21 protein-coding genes and 1 tRNA gene are annotated in these 24,036 nt (G+C 71.9%); 3 read left to right on the top strand and 19 right to left on the bottom strand.

What is annotated here, in order from left to right; translation table 11 throughout:
• Positions 1 to 67: 67 nt before the first annotated feature.
• From relA to pgsA, 15 genes are all read right to left on the bottom strand, one after another.
• Complete coding sequence (gene relA, locus ACFY32_RS09365; RefSeq protein WP_359194186.1) at positions 68 to 2,602, bottom strand: GTP pyrophosphokinase; 2,535 nt, start codon at positions 2,600 to 2,602, stop codon at positions 68 to 70.
• Between the two features lie 193 nt (positions 2,603 to 2,795).
• On the bottom strand, positions 2,796 to 3,335 hold the full coding sequence (locus ACFY32_RS09370; RefSeq protein ID WP_390673813.1) for an adenine phosphoribosyltransferase: 540 nt from the start codon (positions 3,333 to 3,335) through the stop codon (positions 2,796 to 2,798).
• Entirely contained in the window at positions 3,332 to 4,453 is a 1,122-nt protein-coding gene (gene secF, locus ACFY32_RS09375; protein ID WP_390673814.1) for a protein translocase subunit SecF, read from the bottom strand. Before secF ends, ACFY32_RS09370 begins: the two co-directional genes overlap by 4 nt.
• A 3-nt stretch (positions 4,454 to 4,456) precedes the next feature.
• Positions 4,457 to 6,223, bottom strand: a complete 1,767-nt coding sequence (gene secD, locus ACFY32_RS09380) for a protein translocase subunit SecD (protein ID WP_390673815.1) — start codon at positions 6,221 to 6,223, stop codon at positions 4,457 to 4,459.
• Between the two features lie 132 nt (positions 6,224 to 6,355).
• Entirely contained in the window at positions 6,356 to 6,841 is a 486-nt protein-coding gene (gene yajC / locus ACFY32_RS09385) for a preprotein translocase subunit YajC (protein WP_359194197.1), read from the bottom strand.
• A 176-nt stretch (positions 6,842 to 7,017) separates the two neighbouring features.
• A complete protein-coding gene (ruvB, locus tag ACFY32_RS09390) occupies positions 7,018 to 8,106 on the bottom strand; it encodes a Holliday junction branch migration DNA helicase RuvB (protein WP_359194200.1) in 1,089 nt (362 codons plus the stop codon).
• A gap of 52 nt (positions 8,107 to 8,158) precedes the next feature.
• Positions 8,159 to 8,764, bottom strand: a complete 606-nt coding sequence (ruvA, locus tag ACFY32_RS09395) for a Holliday junction branch migration protein RuvA (RefSeq protein ID WP_359194204.1) — start codon at positions 8,762 to 8,764, stop codon at positions 8,159 to 8,161.
• Positions 8,761 to 9,318, bottom strand: coding sequence for a crossover junction endodeoxyribonuclease RuvC (gene ruvC / locus ACFY32_RS09400; RefSeq protein WP_359194207.1), 558 nt, complete (start codon positions 9,316 to 9,318; stop codon positions 8,761 to 8,763). The genes ruvA and ruvC overlap by 4 nt, the downstream gene beginning before the upstream one ends.
• A gap of 105 nt (positions 9,319 to 9,423) precedes the next feature.
• Positions 9,424 to 10,176 carry a YebC/PmpR family DNA-binding transcriptional regulator gene (locus ACFY32_RS09405; RefSeq protein ID WP_359194209.1) on the bottom strand — a complete coding sequence of 251 codons (753 nt, stop codon included), beginning with the start codon at positions 10,174 to 10,176 and terminating at the stop codon, positions 9,424 to 9,426.
• A 49-nt stretch (positions 10,177 to 10,225) separates the two neighbouring features.
• The gene (gene pdxT, locus ACFY32_RS09410; protein ID WP_359194212.1) at positions 10,226 to 10,831 is read right to left on the bottom strand and encodes a pyridoxal 5'-phosphate synthase glutaminase subunit PdxT; all 606 of its coding nucleotides are present in this window, start codon (positions 10,829 to 10,831) and stop codon (positions 10,226 to 10,228) included.
• Positions 10,831 to 11,742, bottom strand: coding sequence for a pyridoxal 5'-phosphate synthase lyase subunit PdxS (gene pdxS / locus ACFY32_RS09415; protein ID WP_359194215.1), 912 nt, complete (start codon positions 11,740 to 11,742; stop codon positions 10,831 to 10,833). Before pdxS ends, pdxT begins: the two co-directional genes overlap by 1 nt.
• A gap of 149 nt (positions 11,743 to 11,891) precedes the next feature.
• A complete protein-coding gene (locus ACFY32_RS09420; RefSeq protein WP_359194218.1) occupies positions 11,892 to 12,434 on the bottom strand; it encodes a hypothetical protein in 543 nt (180 codons plus the stop codon).
• Positions 12,435 to 12,690: 256 nt separating this feature from the next.
• Positions 12,691 to 13,854 carry a glycosyltransferase family 4 protein gene (locus ACFY32_RS09425; protein ID WP_359194221.1) on the bottom strand — a complete coding sequence of 388 codons (1,164 nt, stop codon included), beginning with the start codon at positions 13,852 to 13,854 and terminating at the stop codon, positions 12,691 to 12,693.
• Positions 13,851 to 14,759 (bottom strand): phosphatidylinositol mannoside acyltransferase, encoded by a 909-nt coding sequence (locus ACFY32_RS09430; RefSeq protein ID WP_359194224.1) that lies wholly within the window; start codon positions 14,757 to 14,759, stop codon positions 13,851 to 13,853. Before ACFY32_RS09430 ends, ACFY32_RS09425 begins: the two co-directional genes overlap by 4 nt.
• Positions 14,756 to 15,427: a phosphatidylinositol phosphate synthase gene (pgsA, locus tag ACFY32_RS09435; RefSeq protein WP_359194227.1), complete on the bottom strand. Its 672-nt coding sequence runs from the start codon at positions 15,425 to 15,427 to the stop codon at positions 14,756 to 14,758. Before pgsA ends, ACFY32_RS09430 begins: the two co-directional genes overlap by 4 nt.
• A 263-nt stretch (positions 15,428 to 15,690) precedes the next feature.
• Here pgsA and ACFY32_RS09440 point away from each other — a divergent pair, with 263 nt between their 5' ends.
• Together ACFY32_RS09440 and ACFY32_RS09445 are read left to right on the top strand one after the other, a co-directional pair.
• Positions 15,691 to 17,898 carry an elongation factor G-like protein EF-G2 gene (locus tag ACFY32_RS09440; RefSeq protein ID WP_390673816.1) on the top strand — a complete coding sequence of 736 codons (2,208 nt, stop codon included), beginning with the start codon at positions 15,691 to 15,693 and terminating at the stop codon, positions 17,896 to 17,898.
• 163 nt (positions 17,899 to 18,061) lie between these two features.
• Entirely contained in the window at positions 18,062 to 19,723 is a 1,662-nt protein-coding gene (locus ACFY32_RS09445) for a hypothetical protein (protein ID WP_359194233.1), read from the top strand.
• Between the two features lie 6 nt (positions 19,724 to 19,729).
• Here ACFY32_RS09445 and ACFY32_RS09450 read toward each other — a convergent pair whose 3' ends face one another.
• Positions 19,730 to 20,275, bottom strand: a complete 546-nt coding sequence (locus tag ACFY32_RS09450; RefSeq protein WP_359194236.1) for an HIT domain-containing protein — start codon at positions 20,273 to 20,275, stop codon at positions 19,730 to 19,732.
• 148 nt (positions 20,276 to 20,423) lie between these two features.
• Positions 20,424 to 22,403 carry a threonine--tRNA ligase gene (thrS, locus tag ACFY32_RS09455; RefSeq protein WP_390673817.1) on the bottom strand — a complete coding sequence of 660 codons (1,980 nt, stop codon included), beginning with the start codon at positions 22,401 to 22,403 and terminating at the stop codon, positions 20,424 to 20,426.
• 259 nt (positions 22,404 to 22,662) lie between these two features.
• Between thrS and ACFY32_RS09460 the strand changes: the two genes are divergently transcribed.
• A complete protein-coding gene (locus ACFY32_RS09460) occupies positions 22,663 to 23,388 on the top strand; it encodes a 3'-5' exonuclease (RefSeq protein WP_390673818.1) in 726 nt (241 codons plus the stop codon).
• Positions 23,389 to 23,451: 63 nt separating this feature from the next.
• Here ACFY32_RS09460 and ACFY32_RS09465 read toward each other — a convergent pair.
• Together ACFY32_RS09465 and ACFY32_RS09470 are read right to left on the bottom strand one after the other, a co-directional pair.
• Positions 23,452 to 23,526 (bottom strand) — tRNA-Val (locus ACFY32_RS09465).
• Between the two features lie 39 nt (positions 23,527 to 23,565).
• Complete coding sequence (locus ACFY32_RS09470) at positions 23,566 to 24,012, bottom strand: SRPBCC family protein (protein WP_390673819.1); 447 nt, start codon at positions 24,010 to 24,012, stop codon at positions 23,566 to 23,568.
• Between the last annotated feature and the right edge of the window lie 24 nt (positions 24,013 to 24,036).

Raw genomic sequence — 24,036 nt, forward strand, 5'->3', positions numbered from 1 at the left:
GGGGCCCCTTCGCGCTGTGCGAGCCTTTCCGGCCCCTCTCCGCCCCTTCTCCGGCCCTTTTCCGGCCCTACGAGGGCCTGCGCGCCGACGTCACCCGGTACACGTCATAGACGCCCTCCACCCCGCGTACGGCCTTCAGGACGTGGCCGAGGTGCTTCGGGTCGCCCATCTCGAAGGTGAAGCGGGAGGTGGCGACGCGGTCGCGGGAGGTCTGGACGGCCGCGGAGAGGATGTTGACGTGCTGGTCGGACAGCACCCTGGTCACGTCCGACAGCAGCCGGGAGCGGTCCAGGGCCTCGACCTGGATGGCGACCAGGAAGACCGAGGACTGGGTGGGCGCCCACTCCACGTCGAGGATGCGCTCGGGCTCGCGGGACAGCGACTCCACGTTGACGCAGTCGCTGCGGTGCACCGAGACGCCGCTGCCGCGGGTGACGAAGCCGATGATCGGGTCGCCGGGGACGGGGGTGCAGCAGCGGGCCAGCTTGACCCACACGTCGTCCACGCCCTTGACGACGACGCCCGGGTCGGCGCTGGAGCGGCGTTTGCGGCTCCGGCCGCGGGACGGCGGGACCGCCTCGTCGATCTCCTCGGTGGCCGCCTCCTCGCCGCCGAGCGCCTGGACCAGCTTCTGCACGATGTTCTGCGCGGAGACGTGCCCCTCGCCGATCGCCGCGTACAGCGCGGAGATGTCCGAGTAGCGCATCTCGTGCGCCAGCGTGACCAGGGAGTCCCCGGTCAGGATGCGCTGGATCGGCAGGTTCTGCTTGCGCATGGCGCGGACGATGGCGTCCTTGCCCTGCTCGATCGCCTCGTCCCGGCGCTCCTTGGAGAACCAGGCCCGGATCTTGTTGCGGGCGCGCGGCGACTTCACGAAGCCCAGCCAGTCGCGGGAGGGGCCCGCGCCGGCCGCCTTGGAGGTGAAGACCTCCACCAGGTCGCCGTTGTCGAGGGTGGACTCCAGCGGGACCAGCCGCCCGTTGACCCGTGCTCCTATGGTGCGGTGGCCGACCTCGGTGTGCACCGCGTACGCGAAGTCCACCGGGGTGGCCCCGGCCGGCAGCGCTATGACGTCGCCCTTGGGCGTGAAGACGAAGACCTCGTTGCGGGACAGGTCGAAGCGGAGGGACTCCAGGAACTCGCCGGGGTCCTCGGTCTCCTTCTGCCAGTCCAGCAACTGCCGCAGCCACGCCATGTCGTTGATGGCGTCCTTGTCCTTGCCGGACGCCTTCGGCACATCGGTGCGGACCTTGGAGGCGCCGGCGACCGCCTCCTGCTTGTACTTCCAGTGCGCGGCGATGCCGTACTCGGCGCGGCGGTGCATGTCGAAGGTGCGGATCTGCAGTTCGACCGGCTTGCCGTTGGGCCCGATGACCGTCGTGTGCAGCGACTGGTACATGTTGAACTTGGGCATCGCGATGTAGTCCTTGAACCGCCCCGGAACCGGGTTCCAGCGGGCGTGGACCGTGCCGAGGGCCGCGTAGCAGTCGCGGACGGTGTCCACCAGGACGCGGATGCCGACCAGGTCGTAGATCTCCGCGAAGTCCCGGCCGCGGACGATCATCTTCTGGTAGACGCTGTAGTAGTGCTTGGGGCGGCCGGTCACGGTCGCCTTGATCCGGGCGGCGCGCAGGTCCTGCTGGACCTCGTCGGTGACGATCGCCAGGTACTCGTCGCGCTTGGGGGCGCGCTCGGCGACCAGGCGGACGATCTCGTCGTACATCTTGGGGTAGAGGATCGCGAAGGCGAGGTCCTCCAGCTCCCACTTGATGGTGTTCATGCCCAGGCGGTGGGCGAGCGGCGCGTAGATCTCCAGGGTCTCGCGCGCCTTCTTCTCCTGCTTCTCGCGCTTGAGGTAGCGCATGGTGCGCATGTTGTGCAGGCGGTCGGCGAGCTTGATGACCAGGACGCGGGGGTCCTTGGCCATGGCGACGACCATCTTGCGCACGGTCTCGGCCTGCGCGGCCTCGCCGAACTTGACCTTGTCCAGCTTGGTGACGCCGTCGACCAGCAGGGCGACCACGTCGCCGAAGTCGCGGCGCAGGTCGTCCAGGCCGTACTCGGTGTCCTCGACGGTGTCGTGCAGCAGGCCCGCCATCAGGGTGGCCGGGTCCATGCCCAGCTCGGCGAGGATGGTGGTGACGGCGAGGGGGTGGGTGATGTACGGGTCGCCGCTCTTGCGCTTCTGGCCGCGGTGCCAGCGCTCGGCCACCTGGTAGGCGCGCTCGATCTGGCGCAAAGTCGCCGTTTCGATCTTCGGATCGTTGCCGCGGACTATCCGCAGCAGCGGCTCCAGGACCGGGTTGTACGGGTTGGCGCGCTGGACGCCGAGGCGGGCGAGGCGGGCCCGGACGCGGTTGGAGGAGCCGGAGCGGGGCTGGGCGGCGGGCGCGCGGACCACGGGCGGGTTCTGCGGGCGCTCGGCGGGGGCAGCCGGCTTGGGGCGGACCTCGGCCGGCTTGTCGACGGGCGCGGCCGGGGCGTGCTGGATCGGCCCGCGGGTGTCGTTCGTGGCGTGCGGAGCGCTCGGTGCGGGCTTGGCCGCAGGCGCCGAGGCGGGCTCGGGCTTGGCGGCGGTCAGTGGCTGGGCCTCGTCTGGCAAGAGGACTCCTCGTGCGCGATCCGGGTCCCCCGGTCAGGCTCCGGAAACCCCATGGTAGCGATCCGGACTCCCGGCATCGCCTTCAGGACGGTGTGAAGCCCGTCCACCACAGGAACACCTGAGGCGGGCGCCGGATTCCTCCGGGCCCGCCGTTCGGTGTCGCGCCGGTGTCCCGCCAGCCGCGGAGCGGTGGCTAGACGGTGAGCAGCGCCTGGAGCGGTGCGCCGTCCAGGGCGGGCTCCAGCTTGGCGCGGCCGTCGAGGAAGCCCAGCTCCATCAGCACCGCCACTCCCGCGACCGAGGCGCCGGCCCGCCGGATGAGCTGGAGCGACGCCTCGGCGGTGCCGCCGGTGGCCAGCACGTCGTCGACGACCAGGACCCGGTCGCCGGCCGCCAGGTCCTCGGCGTGGATCTCGATCTCGGCCGAGCCGTACTCCAGCTCGTAGGACTGGCTGAGGGTGGCTCCGGGGAGCTTGCCCGCCTTGCGTACGGGGATGAAGCCCAGGCCGGCGCGGACGGCGACCGGGGCGCCGAGGATGAAGCCGCGGGCCTCCAGGCCGACGACCTTGGTGGCGCCGGTGTCCTTGGCGATCCCGGCCAGGGCGTCGGTGAGCGCGCCGAACGCCTCCGGGTCGGCCAGCAGCGGGGTGATGTCCTTGAACATCACGCCCGGCTCCGGATAGTCGGCGACGTCCCGGATGCGGCTGAGCAGCAGCTCCCGCAGGCCGGTCATCGGCGCTTCCCCGAGGGCCGGCCGCGGCCCCGGGTGCGGGACGCGGGCTGGTTGCGGGGGCCGACGACGACGGTCGCGGTGTCCTCGGGCTCGTCGCCGTAGGCCTCGTCGGTGTCGTCCGCGGTCTCCAGGGAGTCGCCCTTCGCGGCGGCCTGGGCGCGCTTGGCGAGGACGCGCTTCTTGAGCGCCTTCATCTGCGGCTCGCGCTCCTTGAGGTCGGCGACGAGCGGCGTGGCGATGAAGATCGAGGAGTACGCGCCGGCCGCGAGGCCGACGAACAGCGACAGCGAGATGTCGTTGAGCATGCCGGCGCCGAGCACGCCGCCGCCGATGAACAGCAGACCCGCCACCGGCAGCAGCGCGACCACCGTGGTGTTGATGGAGCGGACCAGGGTGCTGTTGATCGACCGGTTGGCGATCTCGGCGTAGGTCCAGCGGGTCTGCTTGGTGATGTCCCGGGTCTGTTCCTTGAGGCTGTCGAAGACGACCACCGTGTCGTACAGCGAGTAGCCGAGGATGGTCAGCAGACCGATCACCGTGCCCGGGGTGACCTCGAAGCCCACCAGGGCGTAGATGCCGACGGTGATGGTGATGTCGTGGATCAGGGCGACGAACGCCGCGAGCGCCATCCGCCACTCGAAGGCGATCGCCAGGTAGATCACCACCAGGACCAGGAAGATCCCCAGGCCCTGCCACGCCTTGTTGGCGATCTGGTCACCCCAACTGGGGCCGACCAGCTCGGCGTTGATCTGCTCGGCGTCGATCTTGAGGTCCTGGGACAGCTTCTCCTTGATCTGGTCCGACTTGTCGGTGTCGATCCCGGAGATCTGGATGCGCAGGCTGCCGTCGCCGAGCTTCTGGACGATCGCGTCGTGGCCGGAGGCCCGCTCCGCGTCCTCCTCGGCCCGGGAGACCGAGGCGTTGGTGTTCTTCGGGGTGGTGAAGACGGCACCGCCCTGGAACTCGATGCCCATGTGCAGGCCGCGCACCGCCAGGCCGACGATGGCCGTGATGGTGATCAGGATCGAGATGCCGTACCAGATCTTGCGGTTCTTGACGAAGCCGTAACCGACCTCGCCGTGGTGCAGTCGGGCGCCGAGGCTGCCGAGTTTCGACATCTCTCACGCCTCCTTCGGGTCGACAGGGCCGGCGGGACGGGAGGGACGACGGGTGCGGCGCAGCGGCGGCTTGGCGCCCAGGCTCCGCGGGTCGAGACCGGACCACTTGTGGCCGCTCGCGAAGAACTTGCGGCGGGCCATCAGGGTCAGCAGCGGCTTGGTGAAGAGGAACACCACGACCACGTCGAGGACGGTGGTCAGACCGAGCGTGAACGCGAAGCCCTGCACCTTGCCGACGGTGACGATGAACAGCACCGCGGCGGCGAGGAACGACACGAAGTCGGAGACCAGGATGGTGCGCCGGGCGCGCGGCCAGGCCCGCTCGACGGCGGGGCGCAGCGAGCGGCCCTCGCGGATCTCGTCCCGGACCCGTTCGAAGTACACGATGAACGAGTCCGCGGTGATGCCGATGGCGACGATGGCGCCGCAGACGGCCGGCAGGTTCAGCGCGAAGCCGATGGTCGGGCCGAGCAGCGACATGATCACGTAGGTGAGGGCCGCGGAGACCAGCAGCGAGGCCATGGCGATGAAGGACAGGCCGCGGTAGTAGACCAGCAGGTAGATCAGGACCAGGGCGAGGCCGATCGCGCCGGCGATCAGACCGGCTCGGAGCTGGTCGCCGCCGAGCGCGGGGGTCACCGTGGTGACGCTGTCCTCCTTGAAGCTCAGCGGCAGCGCGCCGTAGGACAGCATGTTGGCGAGGCTCTGCGCCTCCTCCTGCGTGAAGCTGCCGGAGATCTCGGCGTTGCCGCCGGTCAGCGCCTGGCTGACGTACGGGTCGGAGACGACCTCGTTGTCCAGGACGATCGCGAACTGGTTCTGCGGGGACTGGTTCTTGGCCAGCTTGCCGGTGATGTCCGCGAACTTCTTGGCGCCGCCGTCGGTGAAGTCCATCGTGACGGTCCAGCCGGCGCCGGTCTGGGTGTTGAAGACGGCCTTGGCGTCGTCGACGTCCGTGCCGTCGACCTCGGCGGGGCCGAGGACGTACTTCTGCCACTGCCCCTGCGCGTTCTGCCCGCAGGCGACGGTGGACTCGGTGGGCTTCACGCCCTCGCCGGCCTTGGCGCGGGCGGCCTTGTCGGTGCAGTCGAGCTTGGTGTAGGCGGCCTGAAGCTCGCTGTCCTCGTCGCTCGCGGAGGCGCTGGCGCTGGGGGACGCGGAGGCCGAGGCGCTCGCGGAGCCGGTCGCCGACGGGGTGGCGTCGGCCTTCAGGGCGTCGGTGACCGCGCGGCCCTGGGAGGTGGAGTCGGCCGACGGCGAGGCGGAGGCGGAGGGCGACGCGCTCTCGTCGGCGCTGCCGGTGGCCTTGTCCGAGGCGCTGCTGGAGGCGCTCGGGGAGGGGCTGGCCGTCGCGTCGGCGCCGGAGATCTCGGTGGCGAGGACGGGACGGAAGTAGAGCTTGGCGGTGGTGCCGACCTGGTCCCGGGCTTCCCTGCTGTCGGTGCCCTTGGGGATGTTGACGATGATGTTCTTGTCGCCCTGGGTCTGGACCTCGGCCTCCGAGACACCCAGACCGTTGACCCGGCGCTCCATGATCTCGACCGCGGTGTCCATGTTGGTCTTGTTGATCGCGGACTCCTGGCCGGGCTCCGCGACGGCCCGGAGCGTGATGCTCGTCCCGCCGGCCAGGTCGATGCCGAGACGCGGAGTGGTGTGCCCGGAGGCGAACATCCCTCCGGTGAGCGCCACGATGGCGATCAGGATCAGGGCCAGCGAGCGCCCCGGCTTGCTCTGGGCGCTCGCGTTCCGGCCCTTTTTAGGTGCTGCCACCTTCTCGTACTCCCTCTCGGGCCGCCGCACGCCGTCTTCGCGCACCGGCGGCCATGACATGGTGTCGGAATCCCGTGGGAGCCGCGCATGTCCGACGGCACGCGGGTGCGGCCCGCGTGCCCCGGGGCACGGCTACTTCGCCTCGGTGTCGCCGTCGGCCCTCTTCACCGGCTCGTCCTTCGGGGCCTCGGCGGCGGGCCGCTCGGCCTCGTCCTTCTTGCCGAGGTCGACGGGCGTGTCGTCGGAGGCGGGGGCGGCGTCGGCGGGGGCGTCGGTCCCGGTGAGGGAGGAGGCGTCGTCCGGGACGAGGTCCCCGTCGGTCTTCAGGTCGTGCTCGACGCCGTGGACGATGCGGTTGTACTCGTCGTCGGTGAGGACGGCGCCGATCGAGTTCTTGGCGAAGAGCAGGTCGACGCCCGGACCGGCGTCGAGGAGGACCGTGTCCTCGTTGACCTCCTTGACCGTCGCGTACATGCCCCCGATGGTGCGGACGCCGGAACCGGGCTGCATCTGGTTCCGCATGTCGGCGGCCTGCTGCTGCTTCTTCTTCGCCGACCGGGTCATCAGGAACATGGCCCCGATGAGCACGATGAACGGGAGGAGGGTCACGAGACTCACGGGTCGGTACTTCCTTCACACGACCGCGATGTGAGCGGCCTGATGGTTGGGGGTTGTCGTGCGCCGCTGACAAGGGCGGCATCGGCGGAGTCTAAGCGAGTCCGCGCGCATGGAACAACGCTCAGCATGGCACCGGGGTTCCTCCCGCCGCCAATGTGCTCGCCGACGAGGTGCCCTCACGCCCCGAACAGGTCCCCTTGTCCGATTCCCGGCGTCTGCCCGCGGGGCGGGGTGCGGCCGAGATGCGCCCAGGCGGCGGGGGTCGCGACCCGGCCGCGCGGGGTGCGGGCGAGCAGCCCCTCCCGTACGAGGAAGGGTTCGGCGACCTCTTCGACGGTCTCCCGCTCCTCCCCCACCGCGACGGCGAGGGTGGACAGGCCGACCGGGCCGCCGCCGAACAGCTTCAGCAGGGCGTCCAGCACGGCCCGGTCCAGCCGGTCCAGGCCGCGGGCGTCGACCTCGTAGACGGCGAGGGCCGCCGCGGCGATGTCTTGGGTGATCACGCCGTCGGCCTTGACCTGGGCGTAGTCGCGGACCCGGCGCAGCAGCCGGTTGGCGATGCGGGGGGTGCCGCGGGAGCGGCCGGCGATCTCGGCGGCGCCGGCGGTGTCGATCTCGACGTCGAGGAGGCTCGCCGAGCGGTGCACGACCCGCTCCAGTTCGGCCGGTTCGTAGAACTCCATGTGGGCGGTGAAGCCGAAGCGGTCGCGCAGCGGAGGCGGCAGCAGGCCGGCCCGGGTGGTGGCGCCCACCAGGGTGAACGGGGGCAGTTCCAGGGGGATGGCGGTGGCGCCGGGGCCCTTGCCGACGATGACGTCGACGCGGAAGTCCTCCATCGCCATGTAGAGCATCTCCTCGGCGGGGCGGGACATGCGGTGGATCTCGTCGAGGAAAAGGACCTCGCCCTCCTGGAGGGAGGAGAGGATCGCGGCGAGGTCGCCGGCGTGCTGGATGGCGGGGCCGGAGGTGATGCGGATGGGGGCGCCCATCTCGGCCGCGATGATCATCGACAGGGTGGTCTTGCCGAGGCCGGGGGCGCCGGAGAGCAGCACGTGGTCGGCGGTGGCGCCGCGGGCGCGGGCGGCGCGCAGGACGAGGTCCAACTGCTCGCGGACCTTCTCCTGGCCGATGAACTCGCCGAGGTCCTTGGGGCGCAGGGCGGCCTCGACGGCCTGGTCCTCGCGGTCGGCGACCGGGCCGACCAGCCGCTCGCCGGTGGCGTCGGTGGCGTCGGTGTCGGGGCCGGTCGTGTCGTCCCAGTTCATCAGTGGTCTGCCTCGGTTCTCGCTACGGACGGGCGGGCGCGGTGACCGCTGCCTACCGGGTGCGGTTCAGCGTCTGGAGGGCCGCCTTGAGCAACTGGCCCACCGGGGGCGGGCCGCCCGCGGCCTCCGCCCGCGGGGCGACGGCGGTCACGGCCTCGTCGGCCTCCCGGGTGGCGTATCCGAGGCCGATGAGGGCGGCGTGCAACTGGTCGCGCCATCCGGTGCTGACCGGGGCGCCGACGGCGGGGGCGCCGATCGGCTCGCCGAGCCGGTCCTTCAGTTCGAGCAGGAGCTTCTGGGCGCCCTTCTTGCCGATGCCGGGGACTGCGGTCAGGGCCTTCTCGTCGCCGGTGGAGACGGCTCGGCGCAGCGCGTCGGGGCTGTGCACGGCCAGCATGGCCTGGGCGAGGCGGGGGCCGACGCCGCTGGCGGTCTGGAGCGACTGGAAGACCTGGCGCTCGTCGTCGTCCGCGAAGCCGTACAGGGTGAGGGAGTCCTCGCGGACGACCAGGGAGGTGGCGAGCCTGGCGGGCTTGCCCACGCGGAGCGCGGAGAGGGTGTTCGGGGTGCACTGGACGGCCATGCCGACGCCGCCGACCTCGATCACCGCGGCGTCGGGGGCGAGCGCGGCGACGGTGCCGCTGACGAAGGCGATCATGCGGGGCGGCCTTTCGGTACTTCCCGTACCTGCGGTACGGAGCGGGCGTGCAGGGCGGCGGCCTGCCGCAGGCGGTTCTGCGCGGGGGCGCGCCAGATGTGGCAGATGGCCAGGGCCAGGGCGTCGGCGGCGTCCGCGGGCTTCGGCGGGGCGGCGAGCCGCAGCAGCCGGGTCACCATGGCGCCGACCTGGGCCTTGTCGGCGCGGCCTGAGCCGGTGACGGCGGCCTTGACCTCGCTGGGGGTGTGCAGGGCGACGGGGATGCCGCGCCGGGAGGCGCACAGGATGGCGACGGCGCTGGCCTGGGCGGTGCCCATCACGGTGCGTACGTTGTGCTGGCTGAAGACGCGCTCCACGGCGACGTACTCCGGGCGGTGCTCGTCCAGCCAGCGCTCGATGCCCTCCTCGACGGCGACCAGGCGCCGGCCGAGGTCGGCGTCGGCGGGGGTGCGGACGACTCCGACGCCGAGCATGGCCAGCGGGCGGCCCGCGACGCCCTCGACGACGCCGATCCCGCAGCGGGTCAGCCCCGGGTCGACCCCCAGTACGCGCACGCGACGCCCCTCCCATCGATCACCTGTTTGTGCAGGCTATCGGGTGCCACCGACAGAGCGACGGGCCGACGGGTGTGTCCCGTCGGCCCGTGGAGCCGGCGCGCGCTACGCGTCGACCTTCTCCATGACCTCGTCGCTGACGTCGAAGTTGGCGAAGACGTTCTGCACGTCGTCGCTGTCCTCCAGCGCGTCGATCAGCTTGAAGATCTTCCGCGCGCCCTCCTCGTCCAGCTCGACCTGCATGGTCGGGACGAAGTTGGCGTCCGCCGACTCGTAGTCGATGCCGGCGTCCTGAAGGGCGGTGCGGACCGCGACCAGGTCGGTGGCCTCGCTGATCACCTCGAAGGTCTCGCCGAGGTCGTTGACCTCCTCGGCACCCGCGTCGAGGACGGCGGCGAGGACGTCGTCCTCGGACAGCTCGCCCTTGGGGACGATCACCACGCCCTTGCGGTTGAACAGGTACGACACCGAACCCGGGTCGGCCATGGAGCCGCCGTTGCGGGTCATGGCGACGCGGACGTCGGAGGCGGCGCGGTTGCGGTTGTCGGTGAGGCACTCGATGAGCACCGCGACGCCGTTCGGCCCGTAGCCCTCGTACATGATCGTCTCGTAGTCGGCGCCGCCGGCTTCGAGACCGGCGCCGCGCTTGACCGCGGAGTCGATGTTCTTGTTCGGGACCGACTGCTTCTTGGCCTTCTGGATGGCGTCGTACAGCGTCGGATTGCCGTCGATATCGGCGCCGCCCATCCGGGCCGCCACCTCGATGTTCTTGATCAGCTTCGCGAAGAGCTTGCCGCGCTTGGCATCGATGACGGCCTTCTTGTGCTTCGTCGTGGCCCATTTAGAGTGGCCGGACATCTGCCTGTCTCCTTCGCGTAACCCATCTACTGAACGAACCCCAGAGATCCTACAAGGACTCCGCCGCCCGCTTCGCGTGCACCATGTCGACGAACAGGGCGTGCACACGGTGGTCGCCGGTCAGTTCCGGGTGGAACGACGTGGCCAGCGCGTCGCCCTGGCGGACGGCGACGATGTGCCCGTCGTGCTCGGCGAGCACCTCGGCGCGGGCGCCCACGGACTCCACCCAGGGGGCGCGGATGAAGACGCCTTCCACAGGATCGCCCGCGACGCCCTTGACGTCGAGGGCCGCTTCGAAGGACTCGTTCTGCCGGCCGAAGGCGTTGCGGCGCACGATCATGTCGATGCCGCCGACGGTCTCCTGGCCGGAGCGCGGGTCGAGGATCTTGTCGGCGAGCAGGATCATGCCCGCGCAGGTGCCGTAGACGGGCATGCCGTCCCGCACGCGCGCACGGAGGGGTTCCATCACCCCGAAGAGGACGGCCAGCTTGGAGATGGTGGTGGACTCGCCGCCGGGGATCACCAGGCCGTCCACCCCGGCGAGTTCCTCGGGGCGCCGGACCGGCCCGGCCTCGGCGCCGGCCGCGGCCAGGGCGGTCAGGTGCTCCCGTACGTCGCCCTGGAGGGCGAGCACTCCGATCACGGGAGCGGTCATCACCAGCCCCGGTTGGCGTAGCGCTCGGTCTCGGGGAGGGTGTCGCAGTTGATGCCGACCATGGCCTCGCCGAGGTTGCGGGACGCGTCCGCGATGATCTTCGGGTCGTCGTAGAAGGTGGTCGCCTTGACGATGGCGGCGGCGCGCTTGGCGGGGTCGCCGGACTTGAAGATGCCGGAGCCGACGAAGACGCCCTCGGCGCCGAGCTGGCGCATCAGGGCGGCGTCGGCGGGGGTGGCCACGCCGCCGGCGGAGAACAGCACCACCGGGAGCTTGCCCAGCTCGGCGACCTCCTTGACCAGCTCGTAGGGGGCGCGCAGCTCCTTGGCGGCGGCGTACAGCTCGTGGTTGTCGTAGCCGCGCAGCCGGGCGATCTCGTTCTTGATCTGGCGCAGGTGGCGGACGGCCTCGACGACGTTGCCGGTGCCGGCCTCGCCCTTGGAGCGGATCATCGCGGCGCCCTCGGCGATGCGGCGCAGGGCCTCGCCCAGGTTGGTGGCACCGCAGACGAAGGGGGTGGTGAACGCCCACTTGTCGGAGTGGTTGACCTCGTCGGCCGGGGTGAGGACCTCGGACTCGTCGATGTAGTCCACGCCGAGCGACTGCAGGACCTGGGCCTCGACGAAGTGGCCGATGCGGGACTTGGCCATGACCGGGATCGAGACGGCCTCGATGATGCCCTCGATCATGTCCGGGTCGGACATCCGGGCCACGCCGCCGTCCTTGCGGATGTCGGCCGGGACGCGCTCCAGCGCCATGACGGCGACGGCGCCCGCGTCCTCGGCGATCTTCGCCTGCTCCGGGGTGACGACGTCCATGATCACGCCGCCCTTGAGCTGCTCGGCCATGCCGCGCTTCACGCGGGCGGTGCCGGTCTCGGGGGCCTGGGTGTCGGGAAGCGTGCTGGCCACGGGTACCTCACTGGGTGGGGAAAGAGGGTTTCTTCGGCTTTGAGGAAACGCGACGGGACCAGTCCACAGCAAGGGCCAATGAGGAGCCGGTGGCTCGTTTTGGCACGGACGCCCAACGGGGAAGCCCACGGGCAAGCCAACGGGGACGCCTAGTTGCCCCGGTCGACCAGGGCCGCCGGGGGCTCGTCGTCCATCTCGAAGGCCAGCGGGAACGGGGCGTGGCCGGCCAGGCGGAACCAGCGGACCTTGCGGTGCTCGCGCAGCCGGCGGGCGCCGCCCACGGCGTCGTTGTGGAAGCGGCGGGCCATCGGCACCCGGCGCACCGCCTCGGTCAGCTCGCCGGCCGCCTCCTCGCCGCCGGGCGCCTCGCGGATGACCTCCACCTGGTGCCGGTCGCCGAAGACGGCCCGCAGCGCCTGGCTCAGCTCGCTCTCGGCGACCTCGCGCTGTTCCTCCTCGGCCTGCCGGGCGGCGTGCGCGGCCTCGTACAGGACGATCGAGGCGGCCGGGTCCAGGACGCCGGAGGTGGCCAGTTCCTGGGCCACGGAGGCCCGCCGCAGCAACTGGGCGTCCAGCGCGGCGCGGGCGGCGTCGATCCGGGCGTGCAGCCGGTCCAGGCGGCCCGCCGTCCAGCTCAGGTAGAGGCCGACGGCGACGAGGGCGACGAGAATCCAGATCAGGGTTGCGGTCACGCTGCGCCAACTTACCGGGCCGCCCCGGCGCCGTATCCCGCGGTGCGCACCGGCCCGGCCAGCACCGGCTCGGTCCCGCCCCCGCTCGGTCCCGCCCCCGCTCGGTCCCCCGCCGGCCCGAACCGCGCCGGCTCGGTCCCCCGCCGGCCCGGTCGGCCCCCGCTCAGTCCCGCGCCAGCCCGAACCGCGCCCGCTCGGTCCCGCACGAGCCCGAACCGGCCCCGCTCGGTCCCCCGCCGGCCCGGCCGGCCCCCGCTCAGTCCCGGGCCAGCCCGAACCGCGCCCGCAGCCCCGTCGCCCGTTCGTCGGTGGCGACCGCCGCCGCGCCCGCGGTGACCGTCTCGTAGACGGACAGGATGTCCGCGCCGACCGTCGACCAGTCGAAGCGGCGGACGTGGGCGCTGCCCCGCTCCCGCAGTTCCGCGCGCCGGGCCGGGTCCTCCAGCAGGCGTACGGCCGCGGCGGCCAGGGCGTCGGCGTCCTCGGTCGGGAACAGTTCCCCGGCCGCCCCCCGGTCCAGGACCTGGGCGAAGGCGTCCAGGTCGGAGGCGAGCACCGGAGCCCCCGCCGACATGGCCTCGACGAGGACGATGCCGAAGCTCTCGCCGCCGGTGTTGGGGGCCACGTACAGGTCGACGCTGCGCAGGAAGCGGGCCTTGTCCTCGTCGCTGACCATGCCGAGGAACTCCACCCGGGAGCGCAGGTCGGCGGGGAGCGAGGCGACCGCCTCCTCCTCGTCGCCGCGCCCGGCCACCAGCAGCCGGGTGTCCGGGCGGGCGGCGAGGATCGAGGGCAGGGCCCGCATCAGCACCGGCAGTCCCTTGCGCGGCTCGTCGATGCGTCCGACGAAGCCGATGGTGCCGCCCTGCCACTCGGGGCGGGGCCGGGCCTTGGCGAAGAAGTCGACGTCGACGCCGTTGGGGATGACCACCGCGTCGCCGCCGAGGTGCTCGACGAGGGTGCGGCGGGCGTACTCGCTGACCGCGATGCGCGCGCTGATCTTCTCCAGGGCGGCCTGGAGGATGGAGTACGCGGCGATCATCGCGCGGGAGCGCGGGTTGGAGGTGTGGAAGGTCGCCACGATCGGGCCCTGCGCCGCCCAGCAGGCCAGCAGGCCCAGCGAGGGCGAGGTCGGCTCGTGGATGTGGATGACGTCGAAGGCGCCCTCGTGCAGCCACCGCCGCACCCGGGCGGCGCTCAGGAAGCCGAAGTTCAGCCGGGCCACCGAGCCGTTGTACGGCACCGGCACCGCCCGGCCGGCCGAGACGACGTACGGCGGCAGCGGGGTGTCGTCGTCGGCCGGGGCGAGGACGGAGACCTCGTGGCCGAGCCGGAGGAAGTACTCGGCGAGGTCGCGGATGTGGAACTGGACCCCGCCCGGGACGTCCCAGGAGTACGGGCAGACGATGCCGATCCTCACGAGGGCCCCTTCGCGGGGTCGAGGTCGGCGAGCCACAAGCGCTGGAGCATGTGCCAGTCCTCCGGATGGTCGGCGATCCCGGTGGCGAAGGCGTCGGCCAGCGCCTGTGTCATGACGGACGTCTTCTCGCGCCGGGTGCCTGACTCCGGCACCTCGACGGGCGGATGGACCCGGCCCCGCATCACGGGCGTCTCGTCGTACCAGAGGGTCGCCGGCAGCAGCACCGCGCCGGTGTGCTGGGCGAGCAGCGCGGGTCCGGCGGGCATCCGGGCCGGCTCACCGAAGAAGCTCACCTCGACGCCGGAGGCGGACAGGTCGCGGTCGGCGACCAGGCAGACCAGGCCGCCGCCGCGCAACCGCCGGGCGAGCGTGCCGAAGGCGGCGCCGCCGCTGTGCGGCAGGACCTCCATGCCCAGGCCCTCGCGGTAGGCGACGAACCGGTCGTAGAGCGTCTCGGGCTTGAGCCGCTCGGCGACCGTCGTGAAGGGGATGCCCAGGTGGGTGGTGAGCCAGGCGCCCGCGAGGTCCCAGTTGGCCAGGTGCGGCAGGGCCAGGACGACGCCCTTGCCCGCGGCCAGGCCCTCGGTCAGCAGGTGCAGGTCCTTGACCACGACGCCCGCCGCGATGCGCTCCCGGCTCCAGGCGGGCAGCCGGAACGACTCCATCCAGTACCGCAGGTACGACCGCATCCCCGCGCGGGAGAGCGCGGCGAGCCGCTCGGGGCTCGCGCCGGGCACCACGCGGGCGTAGTTGTCCTCGAGCCGCAGGACGCCCTTGCCGCGCCGCTTCCACGCCAGGTCGGCGATGCCCCGGCCGAGCCGGGCGGCGACGGGCTCGGGCAGGTTCTTCACGGTGCTCCAGCCGGCGCCGTACAGCGCGTCGGTCAGGCGCTCCTGGGCGCTCACTGGGCGGCCTCGCTCCCCTGCGTCTGCCGGTGCGCGGCGGCCTCCGCCTCGGCGGACTCCCGGCGGACCGTGACGACCCGCTGGACCAGCGTGACCAGGCTGCCGACGGCGACGATCCACAGGGCCACCGGCAGCAGGTACTGGATGCCGGGCACCCCGAACTTGTGCAGGCCCGCGAAACCGGCCGCGACCAGGGAGATCACCAGCCGCTCGGCACGCTCCACCAGCCCGTTGACGGCGACCGGCAGGCCGATCGACTCGCCCCGCGCCTTGGTGTACGACACCACCTGGCCGCTGGCCAGGCAGAAGATCGACACCGCGCACAGCACGTTGTCGTCGCCGCCGCCCGCGTACCAGAGCGCGAAACCGCCGAAGATCGCGCCGTCCGCGACCCGGTCCAGCGTGGAGTCCAGGAAGGCCCCCCAGCGGCTGGAGCGCCCCAACTGGCGGGCCATGTTGCCGTCGACCAGGTCCGAGAAGACGAACAGGGTGATCACGACGGTGCCCCAGAAGAACTCGCCCATGGGGTAGAAGACCAGCGCACCCGCGACCACTCCGGCGGTGCCGATCAGCGTGACCGTGTCCGGGCTCACGCCCCGGCGGATGAGAAACGCGGCGAACGGTGTGAGGACACGCGTGAAAAATGCACGCGCGTACTTGTTCAGCATGGCCTTCCCGACGGTCGGTGTCGCCGTGTGGCCCCACTGGCCACCGGCTGGCCCATCGTAGCCACGAGCGCGCGGGGCCGACGGCCGGGCACCCGGACCGCCGCCCAGGGGCCGGGCGGGCGCCGGGAGCGGGTCCTCCGTATGGACGCGGCGTGACACGAGTGCAAAGCTCGAAGGACCGCGGGCGTCGCCGGAGCCGCCAGTGCACGCGGTCCCGCGTGTCCGCGCCCACAGTGACCTCACCGTGCACGGGAGGCAAGGACATGGGCGACAAGGCACACACCCACCCCGGAGCCGCCGGCAGGGCACAGGCGGCCGACCATCCCGCGTCCGTACGGAATGTGGTGCTGGTCGGCCACTCCGGTTCGGGCAAGACGACCCTGGTGGAGGCCCTCGCGCTGACCGCGGGGGCGGTGAACCGGGCCGGCCGCGTCGAGGACGGCGGCTGTGTCTCGGACTACGACGAGATGGAGCACCGGCAGCAGCGCTCCGTACAGCTCTCCCTGGTGCCCGTCGAATGGGACGGCATCAAGACCAACCTCCTGGACACCCCCGGGTACGCCGACTTCGTCGGTGAACTCAGGGCCGGTCTGCGGGCGGCGGACGCGGCCCTCTTCGTCGTCTCGGCCGCCGACGGCGTGGACGGCTCGACCCGCATGGTCTGGGAGGAGTGCGCGGCCGTCGGCATGCCCCGCGCCATCGTGATCACGCACCTGGAGGCCGCCCGCGCCGACTTCGAGGAGATGACACGGATCTGCGCCGAGGCGTTCGGCGCCGACGACCCCGACGCCGTGCTGCCGCTCTACCTGCCGCTGCACGGACCGCGGGGCGCCGACGGGCACGCGCCCGTGACGGGACTGATCGGCCTGCTCACCCAGAAGCTGTTCGACTACTCGACCGGCGAGCGCAAGGAGTCCGAACCGGGCGCCGACGAGCTGCCGCTGATCGAGGAGGCCCGCAACCGGCTGATCGAGGGGATCATCGCGGAGAGCGAGGACGAGACCCTCATGGACCGCTACCTCGGCGGCGAGCAGATCGACGTCAAGACCCTCATCCAGGACCTGGAGCGGGCCGTGGCCCGCGGGTCCTTCTTCCCCGTCCTGGCCGCCGCCCCCGCGGCCGAGGGCGCCCGCCAGGGACTGGGCACGGTGGAACTGCTGGAGCTGGTCGCCCGCGGCTTCCCGACCCCGCTGGAGCGCGAGGCACCCCGGGTGGCCGCACCGGACGGCCGGCCGCGCGAGCTGAACCGGTGCGACCCCGACGGGCCCCTGGTCGCCGAGGTCGTCAAGACGTCCTCCGACCCCTACGTCGGCCGGATCTCGCTGGTCCGCGTCTTCTCCGGCACCCTGCGCGCCGACCAGACCGTGCACGTCTGCGGGCACGGCCTGGCCGACCACGGCCACGAGAGCCGCGCCCTGCACGAGGCGGACGAGCGCATCGGGGCGCTGGCCACGCCCTTCGGCAAGCAGCAACGGCCGGTCCCGCACGTCATCGCGGGCGACCTGGCCTGCGTGGCGAAGCTCTCCCACGCGGAGACCGGTGACACCCTCTCGGCCAAGGACGACCCGCTGCTGATGGAGCCGTGGGACATGCCCGACCCGCTGCTGCCGCTCGCCATCCAGGCGCACAGCAAACCGGACGAGGACAAGCTCTCCCAGGGCCTGGCCCGCCTGGTCGCCGAGGACCCGACGATGCGGCTGGAGCAGAACCCGGACACCCACCAGGTCGTCCTGTGGTGCCTGGGCGAGGCCCACGCCGACGTCGCCCTGGAGCGGCTGCGCGGCCGGTACGGCGTCCAGGTCGACGTCGTCCCCCACAAGGTGTCCCTGCGCGAGACCTTCGGCGGGAAGGCCGCCGGGCGCGGCCGGCACGTCAAGCAGTCCGGCGGGCACGGCCAGTACGCGATCTGCGAGATCGAGGTGGAGCCGCTGCCGGGCGGCTCCGGCATCGAGTTCGTGGACAAGGTGGTCGGCGGCGCGGTGCCCCGGCAGTTCATCCCCTCCGTCGAGAAGGGCGTGCGGGCGCAGGCCGCCAAGGGCGTCGCCGCGGGCCATCCGCTGATCGACGTCCGGGTGACCCTGCTGGACGGCAAGGCGCACTCGGTGGACTCCTCCGACGCCGCCTTCCAGACGGCCGGCGCGCTGGCGCTGCGGGAGGCCGCCGCCGGGGCCCGCATCCATCTGCTGGAACCCGTCGCCGAGGTCGCCGTGCTGATCGGCGACGACTACGTGGGCGCCGTGATGAGCGACCTGTCCGGGCGGCGCGGCCGGGTGCTGGGCACCGAACAGACCGCCGGCGGACGCACCCTGATCCGGGCCGAGGTGCCCGAGATCGAGATCGACCGGTACGCGGTGGACCTGCGCTCCCTGACGCACGGCACGGCCCGGTTCAGCCGCCGCTACGCCCGGCACGAACCGATGCCGCCGCAGATCGCCGAACGGCTCCGCGAGGAGGCGCGCGCCGGAGCGTGAACGGGGCGACGGGAGCGCGGACCGGCATGTCGGCGGGCGGCTTCGGCCGTCCGCCTCCGCGTGCCGCCGCCTGGCGATACGCTGATGACCTGATCAACAGGTGTGCGGAGCACGGAAGTCGGGAAGGCCGCTTGAGCGAGAGCGGCTTCGATCGGGGGCGGTAATGACCGTTGACGGCGGTTACGCGGACTTCTTCGGGCCTCAGGTGCCGCGGACGGGAGACGCGAGCCAGACGGCCACCTACGCGCTGGCGTCGGCCGCCTACCGGGACAACCCGGTCGAGGAGATCAAGAAGGCCGACAACGAGTGGCATCAGACGACCGTCGCACCCGGCCGCGCCTGGGCCAAGATCTTCCGGCCCAACCTCGGCGAGGCCTTCGCGCAGGCGGTGGTCGCCCGGATGCTGGGCCCCGGCCGCAAGCCGCTCATCCAGTCCTTCGGCACCGAGCCGCAGGTCGTCGTCGAGCACTGCCTGGCCGCCAACCGCATCCGCAAGATCCGCGACATGCGGCTGACCGGCGTGATGGCCGTGTGCGGCCTGATCTTCCTGCCCGGGATGCTGGTCTGGCTGCTCGCCTTCATCATCCGCGGCGCCGTCGCCAAGACGGAGAACCAGCGGGCCGGCGCGCTCGCCACCGCCGTCCTCCTCGCGATCGGGGCGCTGGCCGCGCTGTTCCTGGTCAAGATGCCCTTCGACGGCTTCTGGGGCTGGTACGCGCGAGCGGCGGTGGTCATGCCGGTGGTCGGCTGGTTCTGGGCCAAGCGGATCTGCGAGCAGACCGCCAAGGACCTGCGGGACCGCTGGAGCGGCCTGCTGGCGGGCGCCGGCATCGGCGCCAAGGTCCCCGAGGCCGTGCCCAGCAACCCCGGCGAGACCGCCGCCGAGCAGTTGCGCCAGTCCCTGGCCAAGCTGGGCGCCGAGCAGCAGTCCAACTCGGTCTTCTACGCCGGCCCCAAGGGCATACTCGGCATGGGCACCCGCTGGGGAAGCTGGCAGCTCGCCGAGGAGCTGGTGCCCGCCGACCCGACCCGGGAGATCCACCCGTTCCGCGCCTGGGACGTCGTGCGGTCCATCCACGACCAGTTGCGGATGCTGGAGCGCGGCCCGCTGAACACCGGCGGCTTCCCCAGGCCCTCCATACGGCACTGGGTGGTCACCCCGATCGGGGAGAACTCCTCGGCGGTGGCCCGACCCGAGGGCACCGACGTGGAGGCGTACCAGGTCAAGCCGCACGCGGTGCAGGAGATCTGCAACAAGCAGCAGTTCGGCGCGGGCGACCGGCACTACCTGGGCGTGCAGTGGACGCTGTGGGACGGGCAGTTGGTGCTCACCATGATGATCACGGTGACGGTGCTGCACGCGACGCTGCGGATCGAGGTGACCGGCCACGCGCTGGGCCCGGTCAACTCGCTGTTCACCGGCGGGCCGACGGCGCCGTCCAAGGAGGTCGCCAAGTCGTTCAAGCCCTGGGAGACCCGCAAGGTGATGCTCCCGCTGGTCCCCACCGACGAGGTGGTACGGCTCGCCGTCCGCGCCCCGCTGACCGTCTACCCGCCGCTGCTGAACTGGCTCGGCGGCACGATCGCCCTGCCCGAGCCGTTCGGCCTGCGGCACGCCTGGGCGGACCAGCCCTGGCGGCACCGCTTCATGGCCGACGACGCGCTGCGCGCGGCCACGCCGGTGCTGCGGGTCGTCCACCAGGCGGCGATCAAGGTGCTGGCGGAGAACGGCGTGGACACGGAGAAGTTCGGCGCCCGGTCGGCGTTCCTGAGCGGGGCGGTCCAGGACCCCTCCCCCAGGAAGGCCGACCTCTACGACGCGTGATCCGCGTTACGCGGGCCACGCCTCCGCGAGCATCTTGCGGGTGTCGCCGAGCAACTGCGGCAGCACCTTCGTCTGGCCGACCACCGGCATGAAGTTGGTGTCGCCGCCCCAGCGGGGCACGATGTGCTGGTGCAGGTGGGCGGCGATGCCCGCGCCGGCCACCGAGCCCTGGTTCATGCCGATGTTGAAGCCGTGGGCGCCGGAGGCGGTGCGCAGCGCCGTCATCGCCTGCTTGGTCAGCTCGGCCAGCTCCGCGGTCTCGGCGTCGGTCAGCTCGGTGTAGTCGGCGACGTGCCGGTACGGCACGGTCATGAGGTGGCCGCCGTTGTACGGGTAGAGGTTGAGCACCGCGTACACGTGCTCGCCGCGCCGGACGACGAGGCCGTCCTCGTCGGACCCCGCCGGGATCGAGCAGAAGGGACAGCCGTCGTCGGCCCCGGGGCCGCTCGGCTTGTTCTCCCCCTGGATGTAGGCCATCCGGTGGGGCGTCCACAAACGCTGGAACGCGTCCTGCGTCCCCACTCCCAACTGCTGCTCCGGCTCACTCGTCATGCGTGCAGCATATGGCGTCCGCCTGGGAGAACGGGAAAGGCCCCCGGGTTGCCCCGGGGGCCTTCAACCCCGCGTCGGCGGGGACCACTGCACCTTGTGCTTGTGCGCGTTCCGCATCTTGGGAACATCCCCGCACCAGCAGGGACAACTACACCTGAACGCGCTGCTCGACCACATCAACGATCTTGGCGATGGCTTGGTCACGGGGGATTCCGTTCTCCTGCGACCCGTCCCGGTAGCGGAACGACACGGTGCCCGCGTTCATGTCCTCGTCGCCGACGATGATCATGAACGGCACTTTCTGCTTCTGGGCCGTCCTGATTTTCTTCTGCATCCGGTCCGAGGACGCGTCCACGTCCACCCGCAGCCCCGCCGCCCGCGCCCGCTCCGCGAACTCCTGGAGGTAGGGCACGTGCGCGTCGCCGATCGGGATGCCGAGCGCCTGGACCGGCGCGAGCCAGGCCGGGAAGGCACCGGCGTAGTGTTCGAGCAGGACGCCGAAGAACCGCTCGATGGAGCCGAACAGCGCCCGGTGGATCATGACGGGCTGCCGGCGGGAGCCGTCGGCGGCGGTGTACTCCAGGCCGAACCGCTTGGGCTGGTTGAAGTCGACCTGGATGGTCGACATCTGCCAGGACCGGCCGATCGCGTCCTTGGCCTGCACGGAGATCTTCGGCCCGTAGTACGCGGCGCCACCCGGGTCCGGGACCAGCGGCAGGTTCTGCTTCTCGGCGGCCTGGCGGAGCGCCTCGGTGGCCTCCTCCCAGTCCTCGTCCGAGCCGATGAACTTGTCGGAGTCGTCGCGGGTGGACAGCTCCAGCTCGAACTCGGTCAGGCCGTAGTCGCGCAGCAGGTCGAGCACGAAGGTGAGGAGGGTGTCCAGCTCCTCGGGCATCTGCTCCTTGGTGCAGTAGATGTGCGAGTCGTCCTGGGTGAAGCCGCGCGAGCGGGTCAGTCCGTGCACGACGCCGGACTTCTCGTACCGGTACACGGTCCCGAACTCGAAGAGGCGCAGCGGCAGCTCGCGGTAGGAACGGCCGCGCGACTTGAAGATCAGGTTGTGCATCGGGCAGTTCATCGCCTTCAGGCGGTAGTTCTGCTCGTCGAACTGGATGGGCGGGAACATGCCCTCCGCGTAGTGCGGCAGGTGCCCGGAGATCTCGAAGAGGTGCTCCTTCGAGATGTGCGGGGTGTTGACGAACTCGTACCCCGACACCTCGTGGCGGCGGCGCGAGTAGTCCTCCATGACCTTGCGGATCACTCCGCCCTTGGGGTGGAAGACCGCGAGGCCGGGGCCCAGCTCGTCGGGGAAGGAGAACAGGTCCAGCTCGGCGCCGAGCTTGCGGTGGTCGCGCTTCTCGGCCTCGGCGAGGAAGTCCAGGTGGGCCTTCAGCTCGTCCTTGGACGGCCAGGCGGTGCCGTAGATCCGCTGGAGCTGGGGGTTCTTCTCGCTGCCGCGCCAGTAGGCGGCGGCGGAGCGCATCAGCTTGAACGCCGGGATGTTCCGGGTGGTCGGCAGGTGCGGGCCGCGGCAGAGGTCCTTCCAGCACAGCTCGCCGGTCTTGGCGTCAAGGTTGTCGTAGATGGTCAGCTCGCCGCCGCCGACCTCGGCGTCGGCGCCGTCGGCGGCCTGCGCGGCGTTGCCCTTGAGGCCGATCAGCTCCAGCTTGTACGGCTCGTCCGCCAGCTCCTCGCGGGCGGCGTCGTCGCTGGTGACCCGGCGGGAGAAGCGCTGGCCCCGCTTCTGGATCTCCTGCATCTTCTTCTCGATGCGCTTGAGGTCCTCGGGGGTGAAGGGCTCCTTGACGTCGAAGTCGTAGTAGAAGCCGTCCCGGATGGGCGGGCCGATGCCCAGCTTGGCCTCGGGGAAGAGTTCCTGCACGGCCTGCGCCATGACGTGCGCGGTGGAGTGGCGCAGGATGTTCAGGCCGTCCTCGGAGGAGATCTCGACGCCCTCTACGGTCTCGCCGTCCCCGACCTCGTAGGCGAGGTCCTTCAGCTCGCCGCCGACGCGGGCGGCCACGATCGAGCGTTCCCCGGCGAAGAGGTCGGCGGCCGTGGTGCCCGTCGTCACCACGCGCTCTTCCCGCTCGGAATCGCGTTGGATGATCACACGGACGTCTGACACCGGTCTCTCCTGACTGAAGGCGGGTGCGGCGCCATACCGGAGCGCACGCATGACAGCGATCGTACCGACCCGGGCCGGTCCCCCGCGCATTCGGTCCCGCGGGCGGGCAGGGGCGGCCCGGCGCGCGCTGGCGGTCCGCCGGCGGCGGTCGCCCCGGCTCCCCGGATGCGGCGTACGGCGCGAACAGCCCGGGTATCACCGGATCGGGCAGCGGGCCGAGCGCCAACTGCCCCGGCAGAACGAGGGGTTGTGATGCGCTATGACGTGCTGGTACGAGGGTCCCCTGGCCGCGTTCGACACGCAGACCACGGGTGCGGACGCCGAGAACGACCGGATCATGTCGGCCGCGCTCGTCGTCCAGGACGCCGAGGGGCTCCGGCCGCGGGTCACCCGCTGGCTGGTGCACCCGGGTGTGCCGGTGCCCGGTTCGGCGACGGCGGTGCACGGGCTGACGGAGGAGCACCTGCGGCGGTACGGCCGCTGGCCGGCGCCGGTGATGTACGAAGTGGCGGAGGCGCTGGCGGAGCAGGCGCGGGCCGGTCGGCCGCTGGTGGTGATGGACGCGCCGTCCGGTCTGACGCTGCTGGACCGGGAGCTGCGGCGGCACCGTGCCTCGTCCCTGGTCCGCTGGCTGGACCGGACGCCGCTGCACGTGCTGGACCCGGGGGTGCTGGACAAGCATCTGGACCGCTACCGCAAGGGCGGGCGGGCGCTCACCGATCTGTGCCGGCACTACGACGTGCCCCAGGAGGGGGCGTGCGACGCGGCGGCACAGGCGCGGGCGGCGCTGGAGGTCGTCCGGGCGCTGGGGCGGCGGTTCGCGGGGCGCCTGGAGCGGCTCTCCCCCGCCGAGCTGCACACCTTGCAGGTGGCGTGGCACGCGGGGCAGGCGCGGGGTCTCCAGGCGCGGTTCGCGCTGAGCGGCGGCGAGGAGCCGGTGGACCCGGCGTGGCCGCTGCGTCCGGGCCTCCCGGCGGTGGCGTAGCCGCCGGTGTGTCCGTACACGAAGAAGCCGGTCCGTCTTCTCCGACGGACCGGCTCTCCCGGATGGTGGGCGATACTGGGTTCGAACCAGTGACCTCTTCGGTGTGAACGAAGCGCTCTCCCACTGAGCTAATCGCCCGGGAACGCACTGAACCATACAGGCCCCGGCGCGCTTCGTTCAAACCGCTGCCAGGTGGGCGGCCAGTCCGCGCCGCCCGGCGCGCATCATCAGCGTGTGGTTGGCGCGGAAGAGGACCCGGCCGGGCACGGCGAACCGGCGCAGCAGCGGCTTGCGGACGTCGACCTCCTGGTGGTAGCGGACGAGGGTGCCGGTGCCGCGCGGGGTGAGCGTCCAGCGGGCCCAGCCCTCGATGTCGCCGGTGAGGGCGGCCTGGAGGACGCCCGCCGCCGGGTCGCGCCGCTCCTCCCGCACGGTCTGGGTCAGGTCGTACGGGAGGAGGGCGCGGATGCGCAGGGTGCCGGTGGTGTCGTCGAGGCGGGTGACCTCGCGGACCTGGGGCCACCAGCGGGGGTAGTCCTCGACGCGTTCCAGAGCGCGGTAGACGACCGGGACGGGGGCGGGCAGCGCCCACAGGCTGCGGAAGCGGTAGTGATTCCAGTCCACTCCACCACTCTGCCCGCCCCGGAG

This window comes from Streptomyces sp. NPDC000134 (assembly GCF_042899225.1).
GTDB lineage: Bacteria > Actinomycetota > Actinomycetes > Streptomycetales > Streptomycetaceae > Streptomyces.